Source organism: Chryseobacterium ginsenosidimutans, from assembly GCF_039536845.1.
GTDB lineage: Bacteria > Bacteroidota > Bacteroidia > Flavobacteriales > Weeksellaceae > Chryseobacterium > Chryseobacterium ginsenosidimutans_B.
Genome location: NZ_BAAAZJ010000011.1, coordinates 198,949 through 222,821, shown reverse-complemented (window position 1 = coordinate 222,821; position 23,873 = coordinate 198,949). Strand labels below are relative to the sequence as shown.

Here is a 23,873-nt window from a genome sequence, read left to right as displayed (position 1 = left end):
TTTAAACTCTTGATAAAATTTGGTTCTTTTTTTCTTCAAATTCTTCCGGAGAAATAATCCCGTTTTCCATTAAGCCTTTTAGTTTTTGCAAAAGGGCAAAAGGATCTTCATTTTCTATTAGTAAAGGTTTTTGGTGTTGCTGAAATTGTTGAGGATGTGTAATAATAGGAGTTGCATTATTTACTGTAACACCACCAGCTGAAGCTCTTCTTGTTTCCAAATCCTTCTCTCTTCTAACGCTTCTCATTTGTTCTTCAATTTCCTGGGCATATTGATAAAGTTTCCTGGCTTGGTTTTTTGGAAGATAATCCATTATATTGGTGAAATTTCTTGTGGTTTTCATCATGAAAGTTGAGCCGACGATTCCTTCCTTAATATGACAGTCTGCAACATCTACCCAGCTATAATCCTGAAAATCCATAGAAAATCCGAAATTTTTAGGTCTGCAGAAAATAATTCTTCTGTTGGTAAGTGCAATGCAATCCGGGGATAAATTGAGAACAGGCTTTTTCTGAACCGCAATATATTCTACAGACTCCTGGGAAGTGAGAAGGCTGTTGATTCTCCCCAAAAGCTTTTCTACGGCTTTTGGATCTTGTTCTTCATTTAAAAATTTCTTTAAGTTCATGTTATTTTGTTTTTAGTTATTTTACATCTTTATAAAAAACGTATCCTGTTTTGTTGGTTGATTTTACTTTCACTTTGTACCAAGAATCTTTTTTTGAAAGCCGAATCAGCTTTTCATTTTTGGAAACCTTAGCTATTACTTTAGATTTAACAGAAGGCTTTTCGTAAATATTTGTCGTTGCAATTCCGGCAATATATCTGTTGTTGGAATTGACGTTCACATTCACCTCATCAATAAAAACTTTTGGAGGTTTGTTGGATTTTATCTTTGAAGATTTGTGGGATTCTGAAGCTTTGTGCTTTTTAGATTTACTTCTTTTTGAAGAGCTTTCCGAAGAAGAACTTCTTCCTGAAGATCCTCCGCTGCAAACTCCACAAGTTCCGCCACTGTTGCAATGTCCGCATCCTGAGCAATTTTTACACGCAGAGCAATAGGCGGAACCTGTGCATCTTCCGTCGTGTCCGATGTTGTCGTTGGCTTTTACACAAGAATTTAAAAGAAATAAAGTAAAGGTAATTATGATGAATGGTATTAGTTTTTTCATGCTAATTGTAATTTTCTAATGTCTGATGAAGCTGGTTTCTGAAATTGTAGATTTCATCCAGACTGTTTAACAAAACTTTTTCTCCCGCTTCTTTTCCGTTGTGAAAAGTCTCCAGATATTTATTAGCGGTATTAAAATGCAGTCTACAAAGCGGTTTTCTGTTGTTATCATCCAATAAAATCCCGAAATAGGACAAAGTATCTCTGTAGGCAATTCTTGCAGACGGAATTTTTTCTCTCAGAATGGCTTTTACAATCTGGAATCCTTCCAATTCTTCTTCCGTGGTTACGATTTTAGAATCATTGTTTTCATCAATTGGCTGAGCGGGTTTTACGTCATCTTCCTGTTTTTCAATTCGTTCGTTGATGCTCAATGCAGATTTAAGCCTGAAACTGATGGATTCATTGATAGAAGTTGTTAATGCTTTCTTCGCATATTCTTTAAAAGAAACCATTCTGTTGGCTGTTAATGGTTTTTCAAAAAAGCGGTTGACCAAAAGTTTGACCAGTTCATCAGATGGATTTTCGATTTCTTTTTCAAATTCTTTTCTGATGGCTTTGATGTATTTTAAGGCTTCCGCAGAATCCAGAATACTTTCCAGATTGTAATCTTTCTTAGTAAAACTTTCCAGAATTTTAATCGAACTGTCTTTTAAATCTTCAATATTGATCGTGAAAAATGGCTTTTCATCCATAATATTTGGTTTCTCAAGATCTGTATAGAAATTATAAACGATTCCGTTGGTAAGAACGCCGAACCTCGTTTTAGAAACATGATAATATCTGTGAAGCTGAGAATTATGTGCATCTGCACTTTCCTTCCAGTGTTTACATTCTATGATGAAAATAGGCTCGTCATTGTTTTTGATGACATAATCTACCTTTTCTCCTTTCTTTGTTCCGATATCGCAAACATGTTCCGGAACAACTTCTGTCGGATTGAAAATATCATATCCTAAAATTTGAATAAAAGGCATGACGAAGGCATTTTTTGTAGCTTCTTCTGTTCCGATCTGTTCTTTTAAGCCAATAACTTTTTGATGCAGTTGCTCAAGTTTTATTTTAAGATCCATTGTTTTAGTTTTTAAGAGTTTCATCAACGATTTCTGCGGTTGGAGCATTGGATTTTACAGAATGAATTCCGTTTTCCATCGCTGTTTTCGAAGCGTAAAATTGGCTTTTCCCAATAATTTCTCCATTTCTGGCTTTTAAGACAAAGTAATCTTTGCCATTTACCGCGACTCTTTTGTCATATCGAGAGTCTTCCTGAGAATTGATTTTCACAGATTCTATTCCTTTTTGACAAGATGCTTTCTGAACATAACCTTCGCTGGTTAAAATAATTTCTCCGTTTCCGGCTTTTAGATTAAATTGATACTCGTTGTTGATTCTTTGAGTGATTACAAATTTTCCCATGATTGTTTTTATTTAACACTCCAAAAGTATAACCCTTTAAATTCCAATCCTTACGGGAATCCGTAAAACCAGCAAAAAACAAAAAAAACCTTCCAAAAAAATGAAAGGTTTCTGTTAAATATGCTTAGAAAATTTGTTTTAAATAATCCCGATATCCTTACAAAAAGCAACCAATTGTTCATTGCTGGTCACTTCAAGATCTTCTTTTAAACTATTTAATTTTTTCTCAACACTGCTTAAGCTGTATTTTATACCTTTTTCCAGAAGATGAACGGGAATGTTTTTCTGTAAAACTCCTTTTGAAAGAAGAGTAACTACTGTAATATCATAAGCTGAAAACTCATAACTGTTGAATTTTTTTACGTCCTGCTTCATGTCAAGAGATAAATAATTTTCGTTGATATAGACAGATGCGATGGATTTTTTCAGTTCTTTAGAATCGTTTCTGGCTTTTCGGACATAACCGTTGATTTCATATTCCTTAAAAAGCGAATTAATAACTCCCGATTTATGTTCGGCAGAAAAAACGATGATCTTCAAAGAAGGCTGAATTTCTCTTATTTTCTGAATTAATTCTTTTCCGTCTTTAATTTCCTGCTCCCGATGGTCTTCTTCGTAATATAAATCGGTGATCAGAAGGTCATAAGGTTCATTTTCGCGAATTGATTTCTGGATTTTTGCCAATGCATCATCACAATAATATACATAATCAACATTCGGAATGTTGAGATCTTCCAATGTTTTCTGTACAGACAAATTGATGCTTTCGTGGTCTTCGGCGATTAAAATTTTTTTGAACATTGTTTTTAGTTTTTAATGAGCGGGAAATGAAATGTTGATTTTCAGTCCCTTTTCTATTTTGGTGTCAAAAATAATTTCTCCGGCGATATTTTCTATACGGGAAACCGTAGAAGATAAGCCATTCTTGTAAATGACATCTTCGGAAATCCCGATTCCGTTGTCTGTATAAAAGATTTTGATGAGGTTATTTTCTCTTTCGAATCTGAAAACTACGCGATCCGCTTCGCTGTGTTTTTTCATGTTGACAAGCAATTCACGAACGATTTGATAAACTTCTTCCTGTGTAGATTCCTTTACGTTTTCCCAAATCTCTTTTTCGTTTCCGGCGGTATAAGTATTCACCGTTTCATTTTTAAAAGAGCCAACTAATTCTGATATTTTTTCGCTAAAATCTTTCTCATCATTTTTCGAATCTATTTTCTCGTAAGAAATATCTCTCGATTTTTCGTAGACAAATTCCAGTTCGTCAAGCGCTTCATCTTTATCAAAATGTTCCTGATTTTCAATCTTCGTCATTACCTGATAAATTCCGTTAGCAACGACATCATGAACTTTTTTCGACATTTTGAGTTGTGTGTTTTTGACTTCGAGCTCTTTTTCTTGTTTTAATTTTAATTGCCTTCTTCTGTACCAAATTGTAATAAAAATAATGGCAATGATTAGACTTGCAACAAGAAGATATTGTCTGAAAATTTGAACTTCATTTTTGGCGTCTTGAAGTTTTAAATTTTGATTTTCCTCATTTTTTTTGTCCACATCATATCTTACAACAGCAAATTGATTTTTTGTTTTTGTTCGTAATATCTGCAGGCTGTCATTTAATACTTGAAATCTTCTAAAATAACTTAAATAATTTCTAGTATCTAAGTTGACTATTTTTTGTAAAGCTTGTAGCTGATCTTCCTTACTGTTATTTTGGATTGATATTTCTAACATTCTTTTTGCGTAATCAAGAGATTTTGCTTTGTCTTTATCAAAAAAATAATCAGATAATGTGGCATAACTTGAATTCTGAGAGAAAGGATCATTTTGTTCTTTCCTAATTTTTAAAGCTTCAAAAAATTCAGGAAGAGGATTATAGTTTTTATTTTCAAAATATTTAGCTTTTGCTAAATTATTCAACGTCCTTGCATAATTAATTTTAAATTTTGTCTTAAGGGCTATTTTAAAATTTTCTTGTGCTTGTTTATATTTTCCTAAAGTTGTTAAAACATCACCAAAATTATTATGATAAAGATATTTACTTTCAGGATCATTTACATATTTCAATGCTTCAGTGTAAAACTTTACAGAATTATCGAATTCGTATAAATAAGATGAACAAATCCCCATGTTATTATAACTGGATGCTAGTATCCAGCTTGTCATACTATCTTTGACATTTTTGAGAAATTTATTTGCTTCAAGAGAAGTTTCAATACTCCCATAATAATCACCGCGATCATGTTGAATAATTGCCATATTTACTAATGAACGACCAACTCCGGAAGAATCTTTAATATCTAAATATGAATTTTTAGCAAGATTAAAATAATAAAAAGCAGAATCATTGTTAATTTTTTTTGCCTTTTTATAATAAAAATTGGCGATACTTTTGTCTTGATTATCGGTTGTTCTCTTGCCACAAGAGAAGAGGAATACTAAAAAAAGAAGTAAAAAATAATTTTTCATAGTTGTTAAATAGTTTTATGCTACAAAGTAATAAAAAAGAGCAGATTAAAACAATCTGCTCTGTTATAATTAATTATGGATTAGTAAATGGAGGAGGATTTTGTCCTGTATTACCTCCTGTACTTCCTCCACTACCTGGTCCGTCTGGATCTACTCCGTTTCCCGGATCAGTTCCGCCACCTGGGTTTGTCAATTGAGTGGTTGGTTGTCCGTTATTATCGTGATTACATGATGATGTATTTGCATTATTATTCCCGAATGCTAATGAGATTAGCATCAATATTAGATTTAGCATTTTAAAAAAATTTTAAGATTTTGAAATTTTTTCTTCCTCTCACGAAGTATTTATCGCGAGCTGTACACATTTAAATTTCGAAGCGCTTCTAAAATTTTTTGGGAAGTTGGAACCTTCAAAAACGGAAGAGAAACATCTGCTTCCCAACCCGGAGTTTTCTTCCGTTTTATCTGGTGATTTTTGAAATCAGTTTTGTAAATTTGTTATTGTAATGTTTTGTTTCTCACTGATTTCTATGGCAAAGATGCAAAGGAAAAGAAGGCAAGGGTTAGAAAGTTTTTGGAAAGTTTTTGGAAAGTTTTTTCAGTGAGAAGTACGGAAAACCGTAATGCTGTTGATTTAAAACTTCATAATTTTCGCACTAATAACCGTTGAATATGTCAAAATTTTTACCCCAGAAAAGAAGACTGTTGGAAGAAGTCTTTAAGAAAGCATCAGATAATACCACAGAGAAGTCATTTAGTGGAATTTTAAAATCATTAGAGAGGGATTTGCTAGATGATTTTAAAATAAGTTTAAGTTATAGGAGTTTTGAAACTTATTATAGGACAATAGTGGAGAATGACGGCGATTATAATATAAAGCCAGCAATTTTAGATGATCTTAGTATTTATTTAGAATATGATGATTTCAGAAGCTTTTGTTTAGATTGGAAAACAATCGAATATACAGTCAGCCAAACTTTATCTAAAATCGTTATTAATATTACTAACAAGCCAATTTTTAATTTACCTGATATTTTCAAGAAAAATGGATTAGGTATTATGGAAATGATTTTCGTGCTATTATTAGTTACAGGAGGTGTTGTCTTTTCTAATAATAAAACTTCCCAGCCCTTAAGTTGGATGTCCGGTTGGGCTTCTCCCGCTACAGACAAACCTTATATGTATTGGGATAAAGACAGATATATGGCAACAGATAGCAGTTCTCTCGGTTCTCAGGTTGAGATAGTTCCGATGAATGAATATTCGTTTAAGAACCTCAAAAAAATTACTAGACCAGATACACTTACTACGGCAAATGCTATTGGGAAAGTTTGGTATGATAAAAGCAACAATCATATAGAATTCTTTACAAGTTTTGGTAAACATCCTGAAAATGAAAAAGCATTAAAAGATGTTACAGAACGCATACTTGAAACTTACGCAGGAGCAAACGCAGAATTAGAAGAATAATTTCCTTCACAATTATTTAAAATTCAATTAAAACGATTTGCCGGATATTCCTTTAATTTTGTCTCTTTTAAGATGAATAAAGGAATATTCTCATTTTTACTGTTGGCTTTCTCCTTATTTTCTGCTCAACAGAAACCTGTGCAGATTGCTTTTCTTTCAGATGTACATTTTCAGGATTTGTATGGAAGTTTTTCGGACAACGATTTTAAAGGAATTGTCAATCCTAAAACCGGAAAACCAACCATTCTGCGGACAATGGACGCTCAATTGCATTCAACAAGAATCTTCAATGAAAATTATTTTGCCTTCTTAAAGGCATTGGATAATATTGCGCAAAAAGGAATTAAAATTGTCGCCATGCCCGGAGATTTTTCGGATGACGGACAAGCGTACAACATTCGTGGATTGCACAAAATTTTAGATCAGTATCACAAAAAATACGGGATTGATTTTTATATCACGACAGGAAATCACGATCCGGTCGGTCCTTTTCGACAGAATGCTGGAAAAGATGATTTTCTTGGACAGGACGGAAATCCGTTGGGAATTTATAGCAAAGAAAATATCGGAAAGGTCAAAAATAAGATCATTACAAAAGACATCGCAGAATCCGGATATCTGGAAATTTCAGAGGAATTAAAAGACTTTGGTTTTTATCCCAAAAAAGAAGATTTGTTTTGGAGTACACCTTTCGATTCCGATACTTTTACACATTATTCTTACGAAAAAGCTCTTCAAAATGCCGATTATTCCAAAAGAATGTATGAGGTTGCAAAAGGTTTTCCTGTTCCGGATTTAAGTTATGTCGTCGAACCTGTGAAAGGAGTTTGGATGATTGCCATCGACGGAAATACCTATATTCCGAAAAATCTCAATGAAAATCCGAATAATCCTTCAAATTATAAAGGAGCAAGCATTGGTTACAATAACGTCTTGACGAATAAAAAACATCTGATCGAATGGGTAAGAAAAATAACTCAAGAAGCAAAAGCTAACGGAAAAACAATCATTGCATTTACACATTATCCTATGATCGATTTCAATGACGGAGCAACGGATGAAATCAAAAATCTGTTAGGTGAAAAAAAATGGCAGTTAGAACGGGTTCCGGATGAAGAAGTGGCAAAAGCGTTTGCTGAAGCCGGTTTGCAGATTCATTTTGCGGGACATATGCACATCAATGACACAGGAATCCGAAAATTTGAAGATAAAATGTTGGTGAATATTCAGGTTCCTTCATTGGCGGCTTATCTTCCTGCGTACAAAATTCTGACGATTCATTCTCCAGAAAAAATGGAAGTGCAAACAGAAGTTTTAAATGATGTTCCCAATTTTGACGAGTTATTTCCACTGTACGAAAAAGAATATGAAGCATTAAAAAAAGACAACAGCAAAATCCTTTGGAATAAAGATATTTTGCAGACAAAAACATATCATGATTTTATGTTGTTTCATTTAAAAGAACTGGTTCGTTTGAGAATGATTCCGGATGATTGGGACAAAGATTTCATTGAAAAAACAAAAACGTTAAATGGACAGGATTGGTTATTATTAATTTTAAATAAAAATCAATTAAAAGAAAAAGGAATCATTCCGGAAGCCTTTCAAATATGGAATTTTGAAAGCCTTTTATTGGATTTATATAAATTCCAATCTGCTGATGAGTTGGCAAAAAAAGATATTCCAAAGGAAAGGTTGCAGCAGTATTATATCTTAGAAAAACTGCTTCACGAAAATCAATCGCAGGATCCGTTTATAGTAAAGCTAAAATCTGTCTTTAAAACTCTCTCATTGCTTTCCAGTGGAGATCCTGCAGATCATTTTGAAATAGATTTGAAAAAGCAGGAGATAAAAAGATTGTAGTTTTTTTCTCCCACAGATCTCACAGATTTGCACAGATGTTTACACCTTGATAATTGTGTTTATTTGTGAGAATATTAGTGTTATTCGTGTTTAAAAAAAATCTGTAGAAAAATAAAACAGAAAAGACCATCAAAAATCTGACAGTCTTTTCATTATAAATCTAATCGTAAAAAATGTTCTATTTTCCGTTCACAGGATTTTTCCTTTCGTAAGTATTGTTATCAAAACTAATTTTATAGTTTGACTTAAATAATTTACTCGGCTGATAATAATCTGTTGTAATTACCTGTGCTCCGCTTTCTTTTGCTTTTTCAAATCTTGAATAATCCTCTTTTCTGGCTTCCATCGTGTCTGCATCGGCTCTGGTTCTGATGATGTATCCTTGTTTTACCAATTCGGCAATTTTCGGACTTGGATCATTCATTAACATAACCGCAGATTCAGGCGTTCCCGGATTTGAATTCGTGAAAACCATTCTTCCTTTCAGAGATGGGTGTCCTTCCATATATAGGTCTCTGTTTTCGCTGTTATTATCTAAAACAAAAAGGAATTTTCCTTTCGCGTCTTTCACTTTTGGCCAGTTTTTATTTAAAACCGCTTCGTTCAAGGTTTTATAAGATCCGCGAATATCATCGGGAGTGATGATTTTATTTTTACCTAAATATTTTTTAAGCTCATTATCCAGATCATCAAAAAGTTTTGAAGTATAATGTTCAGGCTCAGTTCCAAATTGATTTGCTTTTCCGTCTTTCGGTTCAAGGGTAATAAAAACAGGATCGTGATCGGGATGTGCATCAGACCATTTTTTCAGATCTTTTAAGCAATCTTCCAGCGTGTAATATTGGGTTTGATAATCAATATCTGTAATATGGATCATTTTATAACCCGGTTTTTTCATTTTTCCTTCCGGATCGAATGGCTGCGTTGTTTTTACCAGATCTAAAATTTTCGGATGAGCATATTTTCCGCCTTTGCTGTCTGCATACACATCAATTTCAAGATTTCTTAATCCCAGATCCAATTGCTGAGGAATCGGGATGTGTTCATACTGAATTCTTGGAAGGAAATTTAAAGTGTCTTTTTTTAATAAATAATTGTAAACTTCCGGAAGAATCGCCTTTTTATATGAGTTGTGTGAACCTATTACCTGAACTTCATTGATCTTTAAATCATTTAAATTTTGAGATTGTGCCCAGAATAGATTTAATGAGGATAAATACAAACCTAGGAAAACTGCCTTTTTCATTACTTCAATTTTTGTAATGGCGAAATTAGCGAGTCTTCATATTTGAGAGTTTATATATTATGTTAAGTGTTTTTTAAGATTGTGTGAATGAATAAAAAACCACATTTTTAACTTGTTGATAATTAGTGGTATTGTATTTTATCATTGTGGGATATTTATATTTTATTGACTTTAAGATAATATTATGTTAAAATGATTTCAGGTTAAACGTTTTTACTTTGTATGCCGAAATAAAACTAACGACGGGCAGAAATGAAAACCACTGTTGCGGGAACAACAGCGGCTTTTTACTAAGCAATGTAACGTTGTAATTACTTTACTTAATGATATGTACCACAAAATTAATTTTTTTAAGTTTAAAAAACTAATTCCGATCGCATTGATTTTTCTGGTAGCAAACCAGGCTCATGCGGAAGAATTCACAGCAAATTATTCTGTTTTCTCTCAGGTGAAAGAAACGATCACCGGAAATGTAACAGATCAGGATGGTTCTACAGTTGAAGGGGCGAAAGTCACTGTTGTAGAAACCGGAGCCACAACGACTACTGATGCTTTGGGAAATTTCAGTATTTCTGCAAATATCGGACAGACATTATCCATTTCTTACGATGGATATGAAATTCAAAAGACAAAAATTACGGGAACTTCGGTTTCTGTTCAGTTACAATCAAAAAAAGCGGCAACTTCTATTGAAGAGGTTACTCTGGTTGGTTACGGATCCCAGAAAAAATCTGATTTAACGGGAGCTGTAAGTCAATTGAAGGCAGAAAATTTCAAAGAAGGAATGAACATTTCCGTTGATAATTTGATGCAGGGGAAAATTGCAGGTGTTCGTATTGTTCAGTCGAGTGGTGAACCCGGAGCGGGAGTGAATGTATCGATCAGAGGTATCGGATCCATCAGAAGCGGAAGTACACCTTTATTCGTTGTAGATGGTGTTCCTTTGAGTAATGATGCGGTAAGCGCACAATCTCCGAATGTCGGTTTAGGAAATACATCAGCGAAAAATCCATTAAACTTTTTAAATACAAATGACATCGAATCCATTACTGTTTTGAAAGATGCTTCTGCGGCAGCGATCTATGGAGCGCGAGGTTCAAACGGTGTTGTTTTGGTAACGACTAAAAGAGGGAAGAAGGGTGAACCAATGTTTACGTATGATACGTATTTAGGTTTTTCTTCTGTTATTAAAAAACTAGACTTAATGACTGCCGATGAATACAGATCAGCAGGAATTAATAAAGCATATGATCATGGCGGAAATACAGATTGGCAGGATGAGATTTACAGAAATGCAGTTTCATCCAATCATTCGGTTTCTTTCTCAAAAGCTACGGATACAGGTAGTTATTTTGCATCACTTTCTCACATGGATCAGGATGGTATCGTTCTGAACAGTGGTTTCAAAAGAACAACAGCTCGTTTGAATGCAGAAGAGTCTTTTTTCGATAATAAAAGATTAAAAGTTAAAGTAAATCTTACGGCGAGCGATATTAAAGAAACGGGAGTTCCGAACGGAGGAAATGCAGGATCAGACGGACAGTTGATTATCCATGCTTTGATGGCAAATCCTACACGCTCCGTATATGATGCAGCTGGAAATTATACCAATTTCAACATGAATGCTCACTACAATCCGTTGTATTTGCTAAGTATTTATAATGATAAAACAAATACATTCAGAGTATTAGGAAATACGGAAGCTACGTTGAGAATTTTGCCAGGATTAAATTATAAATTCAATTTAGGGATTGATAAAACAATGTCGGAAAGAAATACAACGATCTATCCGAACGTTACAGACAGAACACCTAAAGGAATGTATGTTCAGGCAAATTTAGATTCTTATAACGTGCTTTTGGAACATTATTTAACGTATGATTTTAATTTAAATAAACATAATTTCAGCGTTTTAGGAGGTTTCTCTTATCAGAAATTCAAATCTACGGGAACTTATTTTGGCTTAAAAGATATTGCTGCTCAAGGTGCAGTTGCTCCGGAACTTAATCCTGGATATTCGGGAACAGCATTTGTTCCGGGAGCGGGTTATGCGCAGGAAAACGAATTGCAGTCCTATTTCGGAAGGGTAAATTACAATTTTGATAAAAAATATTTATTAACGGCTTCATTAAGAGCAGATGGTTCTACCCGTTTCGGAAAGAACAACAAATACGGATATTTCCCTTCTGTTGCAGTAGGTTGGACAGTTTCTAACGAAAACTTCCTGAAAGACTCTCAATTTATTAATGAATTAAAACTAAGGGGAAGTTGGGGACAAACCGGAAATCAGGAAGTTCCGAACAAAATTACACAGGCAAGTTCTTCATTGACGCAGGCTGCGGGATATTACTTGTATGATAATTTAAATTTAATCAATGGAGTTTCTATCAACAGAACCGTAAATCCAGACCTGAAATGGGAGGTTGTAGAGCAAACCAATATTGGTGCGGATTTTAGTTTATTGAAAAACAAATTGTACGGATCGTTGGAATATTACCACAAAACAACAAAAGATCCGATTCTTAATATTCCTTCAAGACCATTAAGCCCGACAAGTACAGTCTGGAAAAATGTTGATGCACAAATCGTTAATAAAGGTTTTGAATTCTCGTTAGGCTCAGAAATTATTAAAAATGAAAATTTCACATGGAATTTTGATGTAAATGGAGCAACAGTGAATAATGTTGTGAAAGATCTTCCGGTTTCAGCGATATATTCGGGTGAAGTTTCAGGACCAGGACTTTCGGGAGTTACAGCAAATATCTATAAAAATGGATATGAGGCAGGATCTTTTTATATGTACAATTATTTGGGAGTTGACGCCAACGGAAAATATATTTATGAAGATATAAACGGAGACGGAAGAATCGATCAGAACGACAGAAAAATCTTCGAGGGAGCAATTCCTAATTTTACTTTCGGTATCAATTCTTACATGAAATATAAGAAGTTTGATTTTTCATTCTCCTTTATCGGACAGACGGGAGGTTATTTGGTAAATAATACAGCATTGGATTTAAATATCAACAATTTAGCATCAGACAGAAACGTTCTGAAAAATTTCTACGATTCGGGAGCAAGCTTTACCAATCAGCCGCAATTATCTTCTTTATATCTTGAGAAATCAGACTTTATTCGTTTGAACAATGTAAGGTTAGGATATACTTTCGATATGAATCAGTTGAAATTCCTGAGAAGTATTAATCTATATGTAAGCGCACAGAATTTATTTACAATTACAAGCTATACAGGTTATGATCCTCTTGTTGATACAAACAAACAAGTTGGAGGAAACCAGTCTTTGGGAATTGATTACACGACATATCCGTCTGCGAAAACTTTCATTTTGGGAGCAACTATTAAATTTTAATTGAAGTTAAAAGAAATCATGAAATCTAAATTTTTAAATATTAATAAAATCGTTTTATCCATTGCCGTATTATCTTTAGTAGGATGTACAAATCTGGATGAAAAAGTGATCGATGAGGTTTTGGGTTCTGAAATTGCAGATCCTGAAGCGGCTTTGGCTGCAGCTTACAGTCAGCTTGGTGAAGGAACTTTTGTAGACCATGGAAGTGTTTTTGCCTTGCAGGAATATTCTACTGATGAGGCAATCTTACCGACAAGAGGAAGCGATTGGGGAGACGGTGGAAAATGGAGAGCAATGCACGAATTCTCTTGGGACGCCAATAGTGACGTTGTGAAAACAACATGGAATCAGTTGAACTTTGGGATCACAAAATCTTTAACGGCAATATCAAGCGCCAGTAAAAGTACAGGAGCAAACAAGACGTTGTTTTTGGCAGAAGCAAAAGGATTATTAGCATTTTATACCTATACAACAATCGATTTGTTTGGGCAGGCTCCTTACAGAGATCCGGATAATATTAATGCACCTATTGAGATCAGAAAAGCGGAAACGACAATTGATGCTTTAATTACTGAAGTGGAAGGACTTATTCCAAATTTAGCGGATATTAAAACTCAGAATACTCATGCGGGAAGATTTACAAAACAGGCAGCGTATGCACTATTGGCAGATATGTATCTGAACAGAGCTGTTTTGAAAAATAAAACAGCAAGCAATTACAATTTTCTGGAGCAGGCTGTTAATGGAGGAGGAACAGATATGGATAAAGTGATTATGTATTCTGATTTGTTAATTAATAATGCGAATTTCAGTTTAGAGTCTAATTATTTCCACAATTTTGATATCAATAATGATACGAGTAAAGAAATGATCTTTACCATTGTTCAAAAGAAAATTTCAGGTTCAGACAAAGGTTCGGATAATGACTTAGCTTATATGTCTATGGAAAGAATCCAGAAGCCTTCCCCTGATAACAGAGGGACAAACGCAAATTGCATCACTCCGGAATTTTATTATTCCTGGGATGGAAATCATAATGATCCTCGTTTCCAGAGAACTTATCAATACTCAGACGGAACTTGGTTCAGAAATGACGGAACAGACGTAAGCGTGCCATCAACAAGCAAAGTAGAAGGAACGGGAAAACCGTGGTTTCATTTCAACAGGGGATTGCAGGTTGGTCAGCAGTATGGTCCTAAGATTCTTGCAGATGGAACATTTGATATGACAGCCGATGGGAGAATTAAGGTTTATAAATTATTCACAGAAAAAAACACTACGCTTGCTGCAGATTTCACACCTGAATTAAACTTTGACAATCCTTCAGAAGCTGTATTTACACAAGCTCAGATCAATAGAGGAGTAAGAAACTTCAAGTTTGAGTTTGATCCGGGTTACGGGAACAATAGTACAAGCGGAATGGATGTTCCTTTATACAGATTGGGAACAATTTATATGATGAGAGCGGAAGCATATTTCAGAAATGGAAATGTAACTGCTGCTTTGGCTGATGTTAATAAATTAAGAACAAGCAGAACGAATGATGCCTTAAAAGGCAGTGCTCCAGGTGTTGCAATCACGTCTTTAGATGCTAATACATTGATTAAAGAATCAGGGTATGAGCTATATTGGGAAATGTACAGAAGAAAAGCTTTAATCAGATTCGGAAAATTTGATTTGGCAGGAACGGCGAAACCGGCTTCTCAACCTTACAGAAGAATTTTCCCGATTCCTCAGGCAACGATCGACGCATCAACAGATTTTAAACAAAATCCGGGATATTAATTTTTTTCCTCTTTATAAAACGATTATTTTTTACAACAAAAGCGAAGAGATTTTTCTCTTCGCTTTTTATTTTTTAGGTTAAATTTTGTCCACTATGTTTGTCATTCCGCAGAAATCCTGGCAAATATTTTAGAAGTATAATTCAATCTATGTACGAAATTTCATCAATGGGAACGGGCTTTAGCCCGTTTTATAAAAATTATCAATCCAATTTGGCTTTAGCCAAATCTAAAGAGATTTGAATACTATTCCTTATTCAACATTCCGAGTTCTCCGAAATGTTTTTTAAACTTCTGAATTTTAGGACCAACAACAGCACTGCAATAAGGCTGTGTCGGATTTTCATTGTAATATCCTTGATGATATTGTTCGGCTGCCCAGAATTTGTCGAATTTTGTTACTTCTGTCACATAGGTTCCTGCCCATCTTCCTGATTCCTGAGATGTTTTGATCGCTTCTTCTGCTTTTGCTTTTTCAGCATCGTCTTTATAGTAAATAACAGAACGGTATTGCGTTCCGATATCATTTCCCTGTCTGTTTAACTGAGTAGGATCGTGAAGGAAAAAGAAAACATCCATCAATTGCTCATAAGAAATAATTGCAGGATCATAAGTGATCTGTACAACTTCCGCATGACCTGTTTCTCCCGTGCAAACCTCTTCATATGTCGGATTATCTTTATGACCTCCCGAATATCCTGAAATTGCTGATTTCACACCTTTCAGCATATTGAAACAGCTTTCCACGCACCAGAAACATCCGCCTCCAAAAGTGATCTGTTCTAAATTATTGTTATCCATTCTAAGTTGATTGTTATATTTAATATGTTTTCTCTTTTTAAAGAATAAAAAACTAATCAAAAATATGGAAAAGTTTTTCAAATATTGTCCTATAAACTCCTCTAAACGCAAATTATGATGATAGATGAGACAAATTGTTTTAAAGAATTAATCTTTAATTGAAACATATTATTGAAAGATGCTTCGACAGGCTCAGCATGACATCTCTAATACTGACTGTTTTATTTTACGGTTAATTTGTGGCGTTGTCATGCTGAGCCTGTCGAAGCATCTCAATTAAAATAAAAACAAAAGCACCCCAAAAGGATGCTCAATATCATTTAAAAAACAGTTTTTAATTACTTTTCCCAAACCAAAGCACTTGCGCCTAAAATAGCAGCATCCGCTTCGTCCAGTTCACTGAAAACCAGTTTCACTTTATTTCTGAATATCGGAAGAAGGTTTCTTTCCATATGAAGTTTTGCAGGCTTTAAAATAAAATCTCCCGCTTTGATAACTCCACCAAACAAAAGAATAGCTTCCGGTGAAGAAAACATAACAAAATTCGCCAATGCTTCCCCTAATTTCTGTCCTGTATATCTGAATACTTCAATAGCAATAAGATCGCCTTTTAAGGCACATTCATGTACTGTTTTAGAATTAATTTCTTCTTCAGGAAACTGATTCAGCATAGATTCCGGAAATTCTGCTCTCATTTTTTTTGCTGTGATTGCGATTCCTGTTGCAGATGCGTAAGCTTCAAGACTTCCTTCAGAACCTGTGCTCCAGTGTTTTCTTCCGCCTGGTTTTACGATCGTATGACCTAATTCTCCTGCGAATCCATCATGTCCGTAGATTAACTTTCCGCTGGATACGATTCCGCTTCCTACACCGGTTCCCAAAGTAATCATGATGAAATCCTTCATTCCTCTTGCTGCTCCGAAAAGCATTTCACCAAAAGCCGCTGCATTAGCATCATTGGTCATTGTTGCAGGAAGACCGAATTTTTCAGTCATTAATTTCCCAAAAGGAATTACACCTTTCCAGGGTAAGTTCGGAGCCTGTTCGATGGTTCCTGTATAATAATTGCCATTAGGAGCACCGATCCCGATTCCGTCGAAGGTCCTTTCTTTGCTGTGTCTTTCAATCAGTGGATTGATGTTTTCGTACAAAGCATCAATATACTCTTCCACAGTTTCGTAGGCATCAGTACGCAGATGTCCTTTTTCAAGAACTTCGCCTCGGTGGTTTACAACTCCAAATTTCGTATTCGTTCCGCCTATATCAATACCAAGGGCAACGTTTTTTGATAAATCGATTAATGACATTTCTATTCTTAAATTCTAAAAGGTTAAAATTATAAAAAAGATTGTATTCTGAGACGATTAACCAAATATTTATTTGAAAAAAATATTATGTTGCTTTTACGGTTTTCTTTTTTCTTCTTCCCCACCAAATCATGAAGCCGGTGACTGGTAATGAGGCACATATCAAACTTACAATGAAAGCAATAATCTTTGTGGGAAGTCCCAAAATAGATCCGACATGGATATCATAATTGGCTCCAACTGTTTTTTCGCCGAAATTTTTGTCTTTCATGTCGTGAGTATGAAGCAATTCACCCGAGTTTTCATCAAAAATCAAGCTGCTGCTTTTGTGGTAAGAATATGATAAGTGTTTTACATAAACTTCAAAATTCGGATGTTCATGATCGTCCATATGTTCGTGTCCCAAATCAATCGAAAAACCATAAGAATTTGGATATTTTGCTTTAACTGTATTACTGATTTTATCTAAAGTTCCTTCTGTTCTTAATTCAATCGGAGCTTTTGTTTTAATGGATGAAAAATCGGGGTAGGCTGTTTTCCCGCCGGAGAAAATAAAGTAAAATGCCGCCTGAACTACGAAAAACGCATAGAAAAGTCCTGTCAATGAGAAGATTAATGCAAAAATAGAAGCATAAAATCCTAAAATATTGTGAAGGTCATAATTCTTTCTTTTCCAGCTTTTTACATTTTGCCACTTGAAAGAAAAACGCTGTTTTCTGGCTGCTTTATTCTTAGGCCACCAAAGAACGATCCCTGAAATAAGCATAATAACAAAAATAATTACCGGAATTCCCACAACATAAGTTCCCCATTCCTGTTTTAGAAGATAACTCCAATGGATCATTTTTACAATCTGGAAGAAGCCGTTTTTCTCGTCATATGTTCTTAAAACTTTACCGTTGTAAGGATTTACATAAGCTGCTTTATAAATCGGAAATTCATCAAAATAATTCCAGCCTTTCGGGTTGTGTTCGTACCAGTAAAAAAGATAAGACATCTTTTTATCGATAGGAATATTCACCCAATGAACGGGGTATTTTTCCTTCACTTGCTCCACAACAGCTTTCTCCAACACACGGATCGGAAGAACCTCTTTCTGATCAATATTTTGCTCGTGGTGGTAGATAACATCTTTACGGGTAATGTTTTCAATTTCATCTTTAAAGACATATAAAGCTCCTGTAATGGAGATAATGAAGATTAAAAATCCGATACCCAGACCCAACCACAAATGCAGTTTTCCTGTCCATTTTTTGAATGTGCTTGGCTTTTTCTTGTGATGCTTCTTCTTCATAATTTCTTTAAGTTCGGCAAAGATAAGATTTTAATTTTTATTTAGAATGTTTATAAATTACCCGATAAGGCAATTTATTTAACCTTGTAATAAATTGTTGATTAATTAAAATTTATATTCAAGCATGAACGTTCCTCTCATTCCCAAAGAGTTGGTGAAATCGGCATCTCTTGCTCCCCACCAAGCAATTGCGGGTTGATACATTTTGTTGAAAACGTTTTCGACACCTAAAGAAACCCTCCAGTTTTTATTAACGTCATAGCTAGATTTAAAATTGAAAACCGTGTATTCCGGAACTCTTCCTTCGCCGTAAACGTATAAACCGGTTTTTGCGTTTGGCTCAAATCTGTCCTGCCCGAAAGCATGAAGCATATCAAGTCCGACAGATAATTTCTGTGTTGGTCTTACCTGAACATATGCCAAAACTTTTGGAGCAGAAATTCTGCTGTTGTTGATTTTTGTTGAATAATCCCCGTCGTCTTTCGGAGAAGTGATTCCTTCCATCCAGCTATAACTTCCACCGAAATTGATCCATCTTGTCGGATTGAAATGTAAAAATCCTTCAACACCATACACAACTTCCGGTGCTCTTTGAATCGTTAAAGCTCTGTCTGGACTTTGAATGAAGGTCGCACCCAATTTTGACGTACTTACATAAGACGTTACTTCATAATTCAGCCATTTTGTGATGTTTCCTGTTGCTCCCAATTCATAATTATTAACGATAATTGGTTTTGTTTCAAGATTATTGATTGTGTCGGAAGTTGAGGTTCTCAAAATTCTTCCCAGTTCATTGATCGAGTAGGCCTGAGAAAAGCTTCCGAAAATATTGATCATCGGATTGATGTTGTAGCGAAGTCCGAGGTTGGCAACTAAAGCGTTATATTCAAGATTTCCGCCTGTTACGAAAATACTTTTTGTAAATGTTCCGTCTGATTTTACAGTAGAAAGGGTGTTAAAATCTCCAACTTCTACTTTCATATTTTCATATCGAAGACCTCCTTTGATGGTTATTTTCTTTAATAAATCAATTTTAACCAAAGCAAAAGGAGCGATGTTGGTCATGTTCATATCGGGAGTCCAGTAACGACCGTCTTCCAGTTTCTGAACGGTTTGATCATTTAAAATATCAACTCCGTAAATAACTTCCGCCTGAGAATTCTGTGCTGTCCAAAGCTGAGTATCGAAATTGGCTCTTGCTCCGTATTTTTTGGAAATTACATTCGACTGACCACCATTTAAGAAAGTATCACTGTATCCGTAAACTGTTCTGAAATCCTGCATGTAGAGATTTACATTTAATGAAGTTCCTTTCCAGATGTTTTTATTGTCGTAGCTTACTTTTACATTATGGTTTCTCGGCGTTCCTTGTGGAGTGGTTTCAAGATTTTTTCCTTCTCCTTCTCCGATGGTTGGAATTAGGCCGTATTTCCCTGTTTTTAAATCTAAATTAAGATCAGATTTTGAAGCATAGCCAATATAAGAAGCTTCAATTCTTTGATTATCATTAATATTGTAGCCTAACTTCAGCATTCCGTTGTAGTTATCCATTTTTGCAGGACTGTACGTCGGACTTAAATTCACGCCATCTGCATCCTTCATATAACCTGTTCTTTCGTAAGCGAATGATGCAACGTAATCAAACTTTTTGGCAAAACTACCAGAAAGTAGCTGGCTCGCTCTGAATCCTAATGTTCCTCCATAAGGTTGCCCAGTAATACCAACCTGAGAAATTCCTGAAATCTTCTTATCGGAATTATTTTTTCTCGTAATATAATTAATGATTCCTCCGTCTGCACCGTTTCCGTAGATTGATGAAGCACCTTTAATAACCTCAATCCTTTCAATAACAGATGGATCGATGGATCTCAAATCTCTCGCTCCGTTTCGAAGTGGGGTAGATTGCGGAACACCATCAATTAAGACCAAAACCTGACGTCCTCTCAACGTTTGTCCGGTATTGGAAGTTTGCCCTGAACTTGTCGCCAAACTCGGAACAGTATATTGTAAAATGCTCGTAATATCTGAATTCACTGTCAATTGTGACTGAATCAGTTTTTGACCGACAATCGTCACAGAACTTGGAATTTCCTTGATGTTTTCTCTTTTTCTGGATGCCGTTAATACAACTTCGTCTACATCTTTCACCTGTAAAGAATCTTTTTGTTGTGCAAATGTGGTGATGGTAGCTAATGTGGCTACAGATAGTATTATTTTCTTCATTTTTTAATTCCTTTTTTCTTCTTTCCTAACCATACTAAAAATCCTGTTACGGGCAATGATGTACAGATTAAACCTGTGATAAACCAGATGATTTTTCCAACGATACCGAAATATGATCCTGTATGAATGTCATAATTCGCATTGGCATATTTTTCTGCGTTATTGAGTTTCTGATGAGGTTTATTTGAGAGTAATTTTCCTGAGTATTTATCAAAAACAAGCTGATTTCTTATAGCAAATTTTCCGTCTTCGCCATAAACAGTGACAGGAATATTTTTCAATTCTTTTCCTTTTTTATTTTTTCCGTTTAATGGAATTCTGAAACTTGAAGATTCTGCGTATAATTTTCTCGTTTCCTGAGCTGTGATGTCAAAAACTGAATTGTTTTTTGTTAATAATGAATCCGGTGATTTTATTTCTTTTTCTTTAGGAAGTTCAAGTGAACCGGATAATGTAATATTGAAAGCACTTTTCACCCAAGGATAAGCAAAGTAAATTCCGGATAAGCTTAATAGTAAAGCAATAAACGAAGCGTAAAATCCCAGAATATTATGAAGATCATAGTTTTTACGTTTCCATGTTTTCACATTTTTCCAGTCGAATGAGAAGCGTCCTTTTCTCATTCTTTTATTCTGTGGCCACCAGAGAATAATTCCTGTGATCAGCATGATGATAAATAGAACCACCGGAATTCCCACCACGTATTTCCCCCAATCAGAATTCAATAGTAAGCTCCAGTGAATGGCTTTTAAGATAGGGAAGAGGTCATATTTCTCATTATAAATTCCTAGAATTTGTCCGGTGTATTGATTAACGTAAATGAGTTTGTTGATTTTCACTTCATCAAAATAATTCCAAGCCTTTTTATCTTTTTCGTAATATAAAAATTCGTAAGACCTACTTTTATCTAAAGGAATTTCAACCGAACTGACAGGATATTTCTCGTTAACTTCCATAGAAACTTTTTCCTTCAAAACTTCAATAGAAAGTGGGTTTTGTGTAATCGTTTCAACTTTTACATAAACAGCATCTTTCCGTAAAATGCCTTGAATTTCATCCTTGAAAACATACATTGTTCCCGTCAAAGAGACAATAAAAACAATGATACCAACAGACAAACCAAACCACAAATGCAGTTTGGCAGACCATTTTTTGGTAAAAGAAGGTTTCTTTTTATGGTGATGCTTCTTTTTCATAGTAAAAAGCTAACCTTTTTGAGAGGCTAGCTTTTGTTTGTTTAAAATTTATATCCTATTGAAAGTCTCCAGTTTCTCGGAGCATTGTAGATCCAAGCGTATGAACCGTCATCTGATCTGTATCCGCTGTATAATTTTCTGTTTAAAGTATTGTTTAAAAGTAAATTAACATCTATTTTTTTAGAAGCATATGAGAACCCAAAGTTTGTGTCGAAATAATCTTCCAAACGTTGATCGTATTTTGCAGTTGTTCCAAACCAAGATTGTCTTCCTCCTTGATATTGATATCCTGCTGAAAGACCGAACCCTTTTAACATTCCGTTTTCAAATCTGTAGCTTAACCAAGTGTTTTGTACATTCTTAGCGTTTCCGGGAGATTGAACACCAATTCTTGTAACATCAGTATCTTCTACTGTTTTAGCATCTGTATATGCGTAATTGATTACAACATTTAAGCCCTTAACAATTTCACCTTTAATATCTGTTTCAAAACCTCTGGCTCTCTGTTCTCCGGTTGGTATCTGGAAAGGAATACCATTGTTTTCATTAGTGTTTCCCCCAACCAGAATGTTTTTTCTTCTGATTTCGTAAAATGCAATTGTTGTATTCCATTTCCCATTGAACCAATCTTTTTTCATCCCAAATTCAATGTTTTGACCTTTGAAAGGATCTGTAATTGAGGTATTACTTTTACCTACCCCAGATTGAGGCGCAAAAGTTTTATCAAAAACTCCGTATACTGAAAAATCATCTTTAATAGAGTAGCTTAAACCAACTCTCGGAGTAAATTCATCAGCTTTATCTTTCGGAACAATATTGTTTTCAGAATAAAAAGGATAGCCTGCGTATGTAGTTCCGCTCGTATATCTTCCTCCTAAAGTTAAACGTAATTTATTATTAAGCATTTCTATCTGATCCTGAGCATAATATGAGGTATATTTTACTCCCTGGTCGTTATAGAAAGGTGCAGCTGGATTTAATGTATAAAAATCATTAGATGGTAATGTTGAAGAATCTACACCATATTGAGGATTGTAAATATTTATAGGATAAACACCATTAGCATAACCTGAAAAATCTGCATTGTATTTTCTGTCTCCATAATCAAATCCTGCAATAATTTTGTGAGTAATATTTCCTGTTTTCAAGCTTCCTCTAATATATGTCTGGAAAATATGGTTTTTTCCGACAGCTTGCCAGTTACTTAATGTTCTGTTAAAGATATTGCTGTTCTGAGTGTCGAAACTTCCCCACCAAGAGCCACCATCATACTTCATATCCATATAAGCATATTGAGTACTCCACAACCAGTCTTTGGATAATTTTTGATCCAATGTTAAAAATAAACTTTGATCTTTTACTTCAGTTTCTTTAAAATTTTTATCGTTGAAGTTTGTATGTACATTTAATGAAGCATATCCATCATTTGACATTAAATAAGCTCCAGGCTGAGAGAATTTTAAAAACTGATAATTATATTGTGCTGTTAAAGTTGTTGTTTTTGTTGGTCTGAAAGTAATAGATGGAGCAACAATGATTTTTTTCGTCTTATCATTTTCTACCCAAGATTCATTGGTGCTACCCATTAAATTTAAACGGTAATCTAAAACTCCATTTTTAACGATAATTCCGTCTAAATCGGCTTCACCTCTAAAAAGATTATAACTTCCTGTTGTAAATCTTACAGAATTTTGAAATTTTCCGGTTGGTTTTTTAGTTACAACATTGTAGAAACCTGCAGGATCTCCCATAGAACCCATGAATCCAGCTGGTCCTTTCACGAATTCTATTCTGTCAATAATTGAAGCATCCGGGTTGATCGGTCCCCAAGTTGAAGTAACGTTCATTCCGTTCATATAGGTTGCAATACTTGCTCCCCGCATGAATACATTTGAATACACGTTGTCCCAGTGTTCCACTTTTCTGGCGCCACTTACATTTCGTACAATTCCTTCAGACATATTTAATGTAATCTGATCCGCCAAAATTCCAGCGCTTATTGATTGTACATTTTGAGGAAGTTCAATGATTGGAGTTTGTAATCTTAAAGATCCTGAAACTTCATTTAATTTGTATTTTTGATAATATTTTCCATTTACAACAACCTCTTCAATATCATTCGATTTGATAGAATCTTTTTCCTGGGCAAAAGTTAGCATAGAACCTAACAACGAAGCACAGATCAGTACATTTTTCATGAAAGTCTAATTTTGTGCAAATATATTGTTTTTAATTATTCTAAATAAATTACAGGATTGAT

At 34.6% G+C, this 23,873-nt stretch carries 18 protein-coding genes; 4 read left to right on the top strand and 14 right to left on the bottom strand.

Features of this window, described 5'->3' with window-relative positions:
* Nucleotide 1: 1 nt before the first annotated feature.
* From ABD745_RS17305 to ABD745_RS17275, 7 genes are all read right to left on the bottom strand, one after another.
* Nucleotides 2-628 carry a PH domain-containing protein gene (locus tag ABD745_RS17305; protein ID WP_344832999.1) on the bottom strand — a complete coding sequence of 209 codons (627 nt, stop codon included), beginning with the start codon at nt 626-628 and terminating at the stop codon, nt 2-4.
* Between the two features lie 16 nt (nt 629-644).
* Nucleotides 645-1,172, bottom strand: coding sequence for an SH3 domain-containing protein (locus ABD745_RS17300; RefSeq protein WP_344832996.1), 528 nt, complete (start codon nt 1,170-1,172; stop codon nt 645-647).
* A 1-nt stretch (nt 1,173) separates the two neighbouring features.
* Complete coding sequence (locus ABD745_RS17295) at nt 1,174-2,244, bottom strand: type I restriction endonuclease (RefSeq protein WP_344832992.1); 1,071 nt, start codon at nt 2,242-2,244, stop codon at nt 1,174-1,176.
* Between the two features lie 4 nt (nt 2,245-2,248).
* Nucleotides 2,249-2,587, bottom strand: a complete 339-nt coding sequence (locus ABD745_RS17290; protein ID WP_344832989.1) for a YegP family protein — start codon at nt 2,585-2,587, stop codon at nt 2,249-2,251.
* Nucleotides 2,588-2,725: 138 nt separating this feature from the next.
* Nucleotides 2,726-3,388, bottom strand: coding sequence for a response regulator (locus ABD745_RS17285; protein ID WP_344832986.1), 663 nt, complete (start codon nt 3,386-3,388; stop codon nt 2,726-2,728).
* 12 nt (nt 3,389-3,400) lie between these two features.
* Complete coding sequence (locus tag ABD745_RS17280) at nt 3,401-5,059, bottom strand: tetratricopeptide repeat-containing sensor histidine kinase (RefSeq protein ID WP_344832983.1); 1,659 nt, start codon at nt 5,057-5,059, stop codon at nt 3,401-3,403.
* Nucleotides 5,060-5,132: 73 nt separating this feature from the next.
* Nucleotides 5,133-5,354 (bottom strand): hypothetical protein, encoded by a 222-nt coding sequence (locus ABD745_RS17275; protein WP_344832980.1) that lies wholly within the window; start codon nt 5,352-5,354, stop codon nt 5,133-5,135.
* Nucleotides 5,355-5,731: 377 nt separating this feature from the next.
* Here ABD745_RS17275 and ABD745_RS17270 point away from each other — a divergent pair, with 377 nt between their 5' ends.
* Both ABD745_RS17270 and ABD745_RS17265 read left to right on the top strand, forming a co-directional pair.
* A complete protein-coding gene (locus tag ABD745_RS17270) occupies nt 5,732-6,529 on the top strand; it encodes a hypothetical protein (RefSeq protein WP_344832977.1) in 798 nt (265 codons plus the stop codon).
* Nucleotides 6,530-6,601: 72 nt separating this feature from the next.
* Complete coding sequence (locus tag ABD745_RS17265; protein WP_344832973.1) at nt 6,602-8,392, top strand: metallophosphoesterase; 1,791 nt, start codon at nt 6,602-6,604, stop codon at nt 8,390-8,392.
* Nucleotides 8,393-8,570: 178 nt separating this feature from the next.
* Here ABD745_RS17265 and ABD745_RS17260 read toward each other — a convergent pair whose 3' ends face one another.
* Nucleotides 8,571-9,638 (bottom strand): phosphatidylinositol-specific phospholipase C1-like protein, encoded by a 1,068-nt coding sequence (locus ABD745_RS17260; protein ID WP_344832971.1) that lies wholly within the window; start codon nt 9,636-9,638, stop codon nt 8,571-8,573.
* A 328-nt stretch (nt 9,639-9,966) separates the two neighbouring features.
* Between ABD745_RS17260 and ABD745_RS17255 the strand changes: the two genes are divergently transcribed.
* Together ABD745_RS17255 and ABD745_RS17250 are read left to right on the top strand one after the other, a co-directional pair.
* Nucleotides 9,967-13,008, top strand: coding sequence for a SusC/RagA family TonB-linked outer membrane protein (locus tag ABD745_RS17255; protein WP_344832968.1), 3,042 nt, complete (start codon nt 9,967-9,969; stop codon nt 13,006-13,008).
* 18 nt (nt 13,009-13,026) lie between these two features.
* Nucleotides 13,027-14,793, top strand: a complete 1,767-nt coding sequence (locus ABD745_RS17250) for a RagB/SusD family nutrient uptake outer membrane protein (protein ID WP_344832965.1) — start codon at nt 13,027-13,029, stop codon at nt 14,791-14,793.
* Nucleotides 14,794-15,038: 245 nt separating this feature from the next.
* Here ABD745_RS17250 and msrA read toward each other — a convergent pair whose 3' ends face one another.
* The 6 genes from msrA to ABD745_RS17220 form a co-directional block, all read right to left on the bottom strand.
* Entirely contained in the window at nt 15,039-15,593 is a 555-nt protein-coding gene (msrA, locus tag ABD745_RS17245; RefSeq protein WP_344832963.1) for a peptide-methionine (S)-S-oxide reductase MsrA, read from the bottom strand.
* A 338-nt stretch (nt 15,594-15,931) separates the two neighbouring features.
* Nucleotides 15,932-16,900 carry an ROK family protein gene (locus ABD745_RS17240; protein WP_344832961.1) on the bottom strand — a complete coding sequence of 323 codons (969 nt, stop codon included), beginning with the start codon at nt 16,898-16,900 and terminating at the stop codon, nt 15,932-15,934.
* A gap of 85 nt (nt 16,901-16,985) precedes the next feature.
* Nucleotides 16,986-18,194 (bottom strand): PepSY-associated TM helix domain-containing protein, encoded by a 1,209-nt coding sequence (locus ABD745_RS17235; RefSeq protein ID WP_344832957.1) that lies wholly within the window; start codon nt 18,192-18,194, stop codon nt 16,986-16,988.
* 105 nt (nt 18,195-18,299) lie between these two features.
* Nucleotides 18,300-20,417, bottom strand: coding sequence for a TonB-dependent receptor (locus ABD745_RS17230; protein ID WP_344832954.1), 2,118 nt, complete (start codon nt 20,415-20,417; stop codon nt 18,300-18,302).
* Complete coding sequence (locus ABD745_RS17225; RefSeq protein ID WP_344832950.1) at nt 20,414-21,613, bottom strand: PepSY-associated TM helix domain-containing protein; 1,200 nt, start codon at nt 21,611-21,613, stop codon at nt 20,414-20,416. Before ABD745_RS17225 ends, ABD745_RS17230 begins: the two co-directional genes overlap by 4 nt.
* A gap of 41 nt (nt 21,614-21,654) precedes the next feature.
* Nucleotides 21,655-23,811, bottom strand: a complete 2,157-nt coding sequence (locus ABD745_RS17220; protein ID WP_344832947.1) for a TonB-dependent siderophore receptor — start codon at nt 23,809-23,811, stop codon at nt 21,655-21,657.
* Nucleotides 23,812-23,873 lie beyond the last annotated feature (62 nt).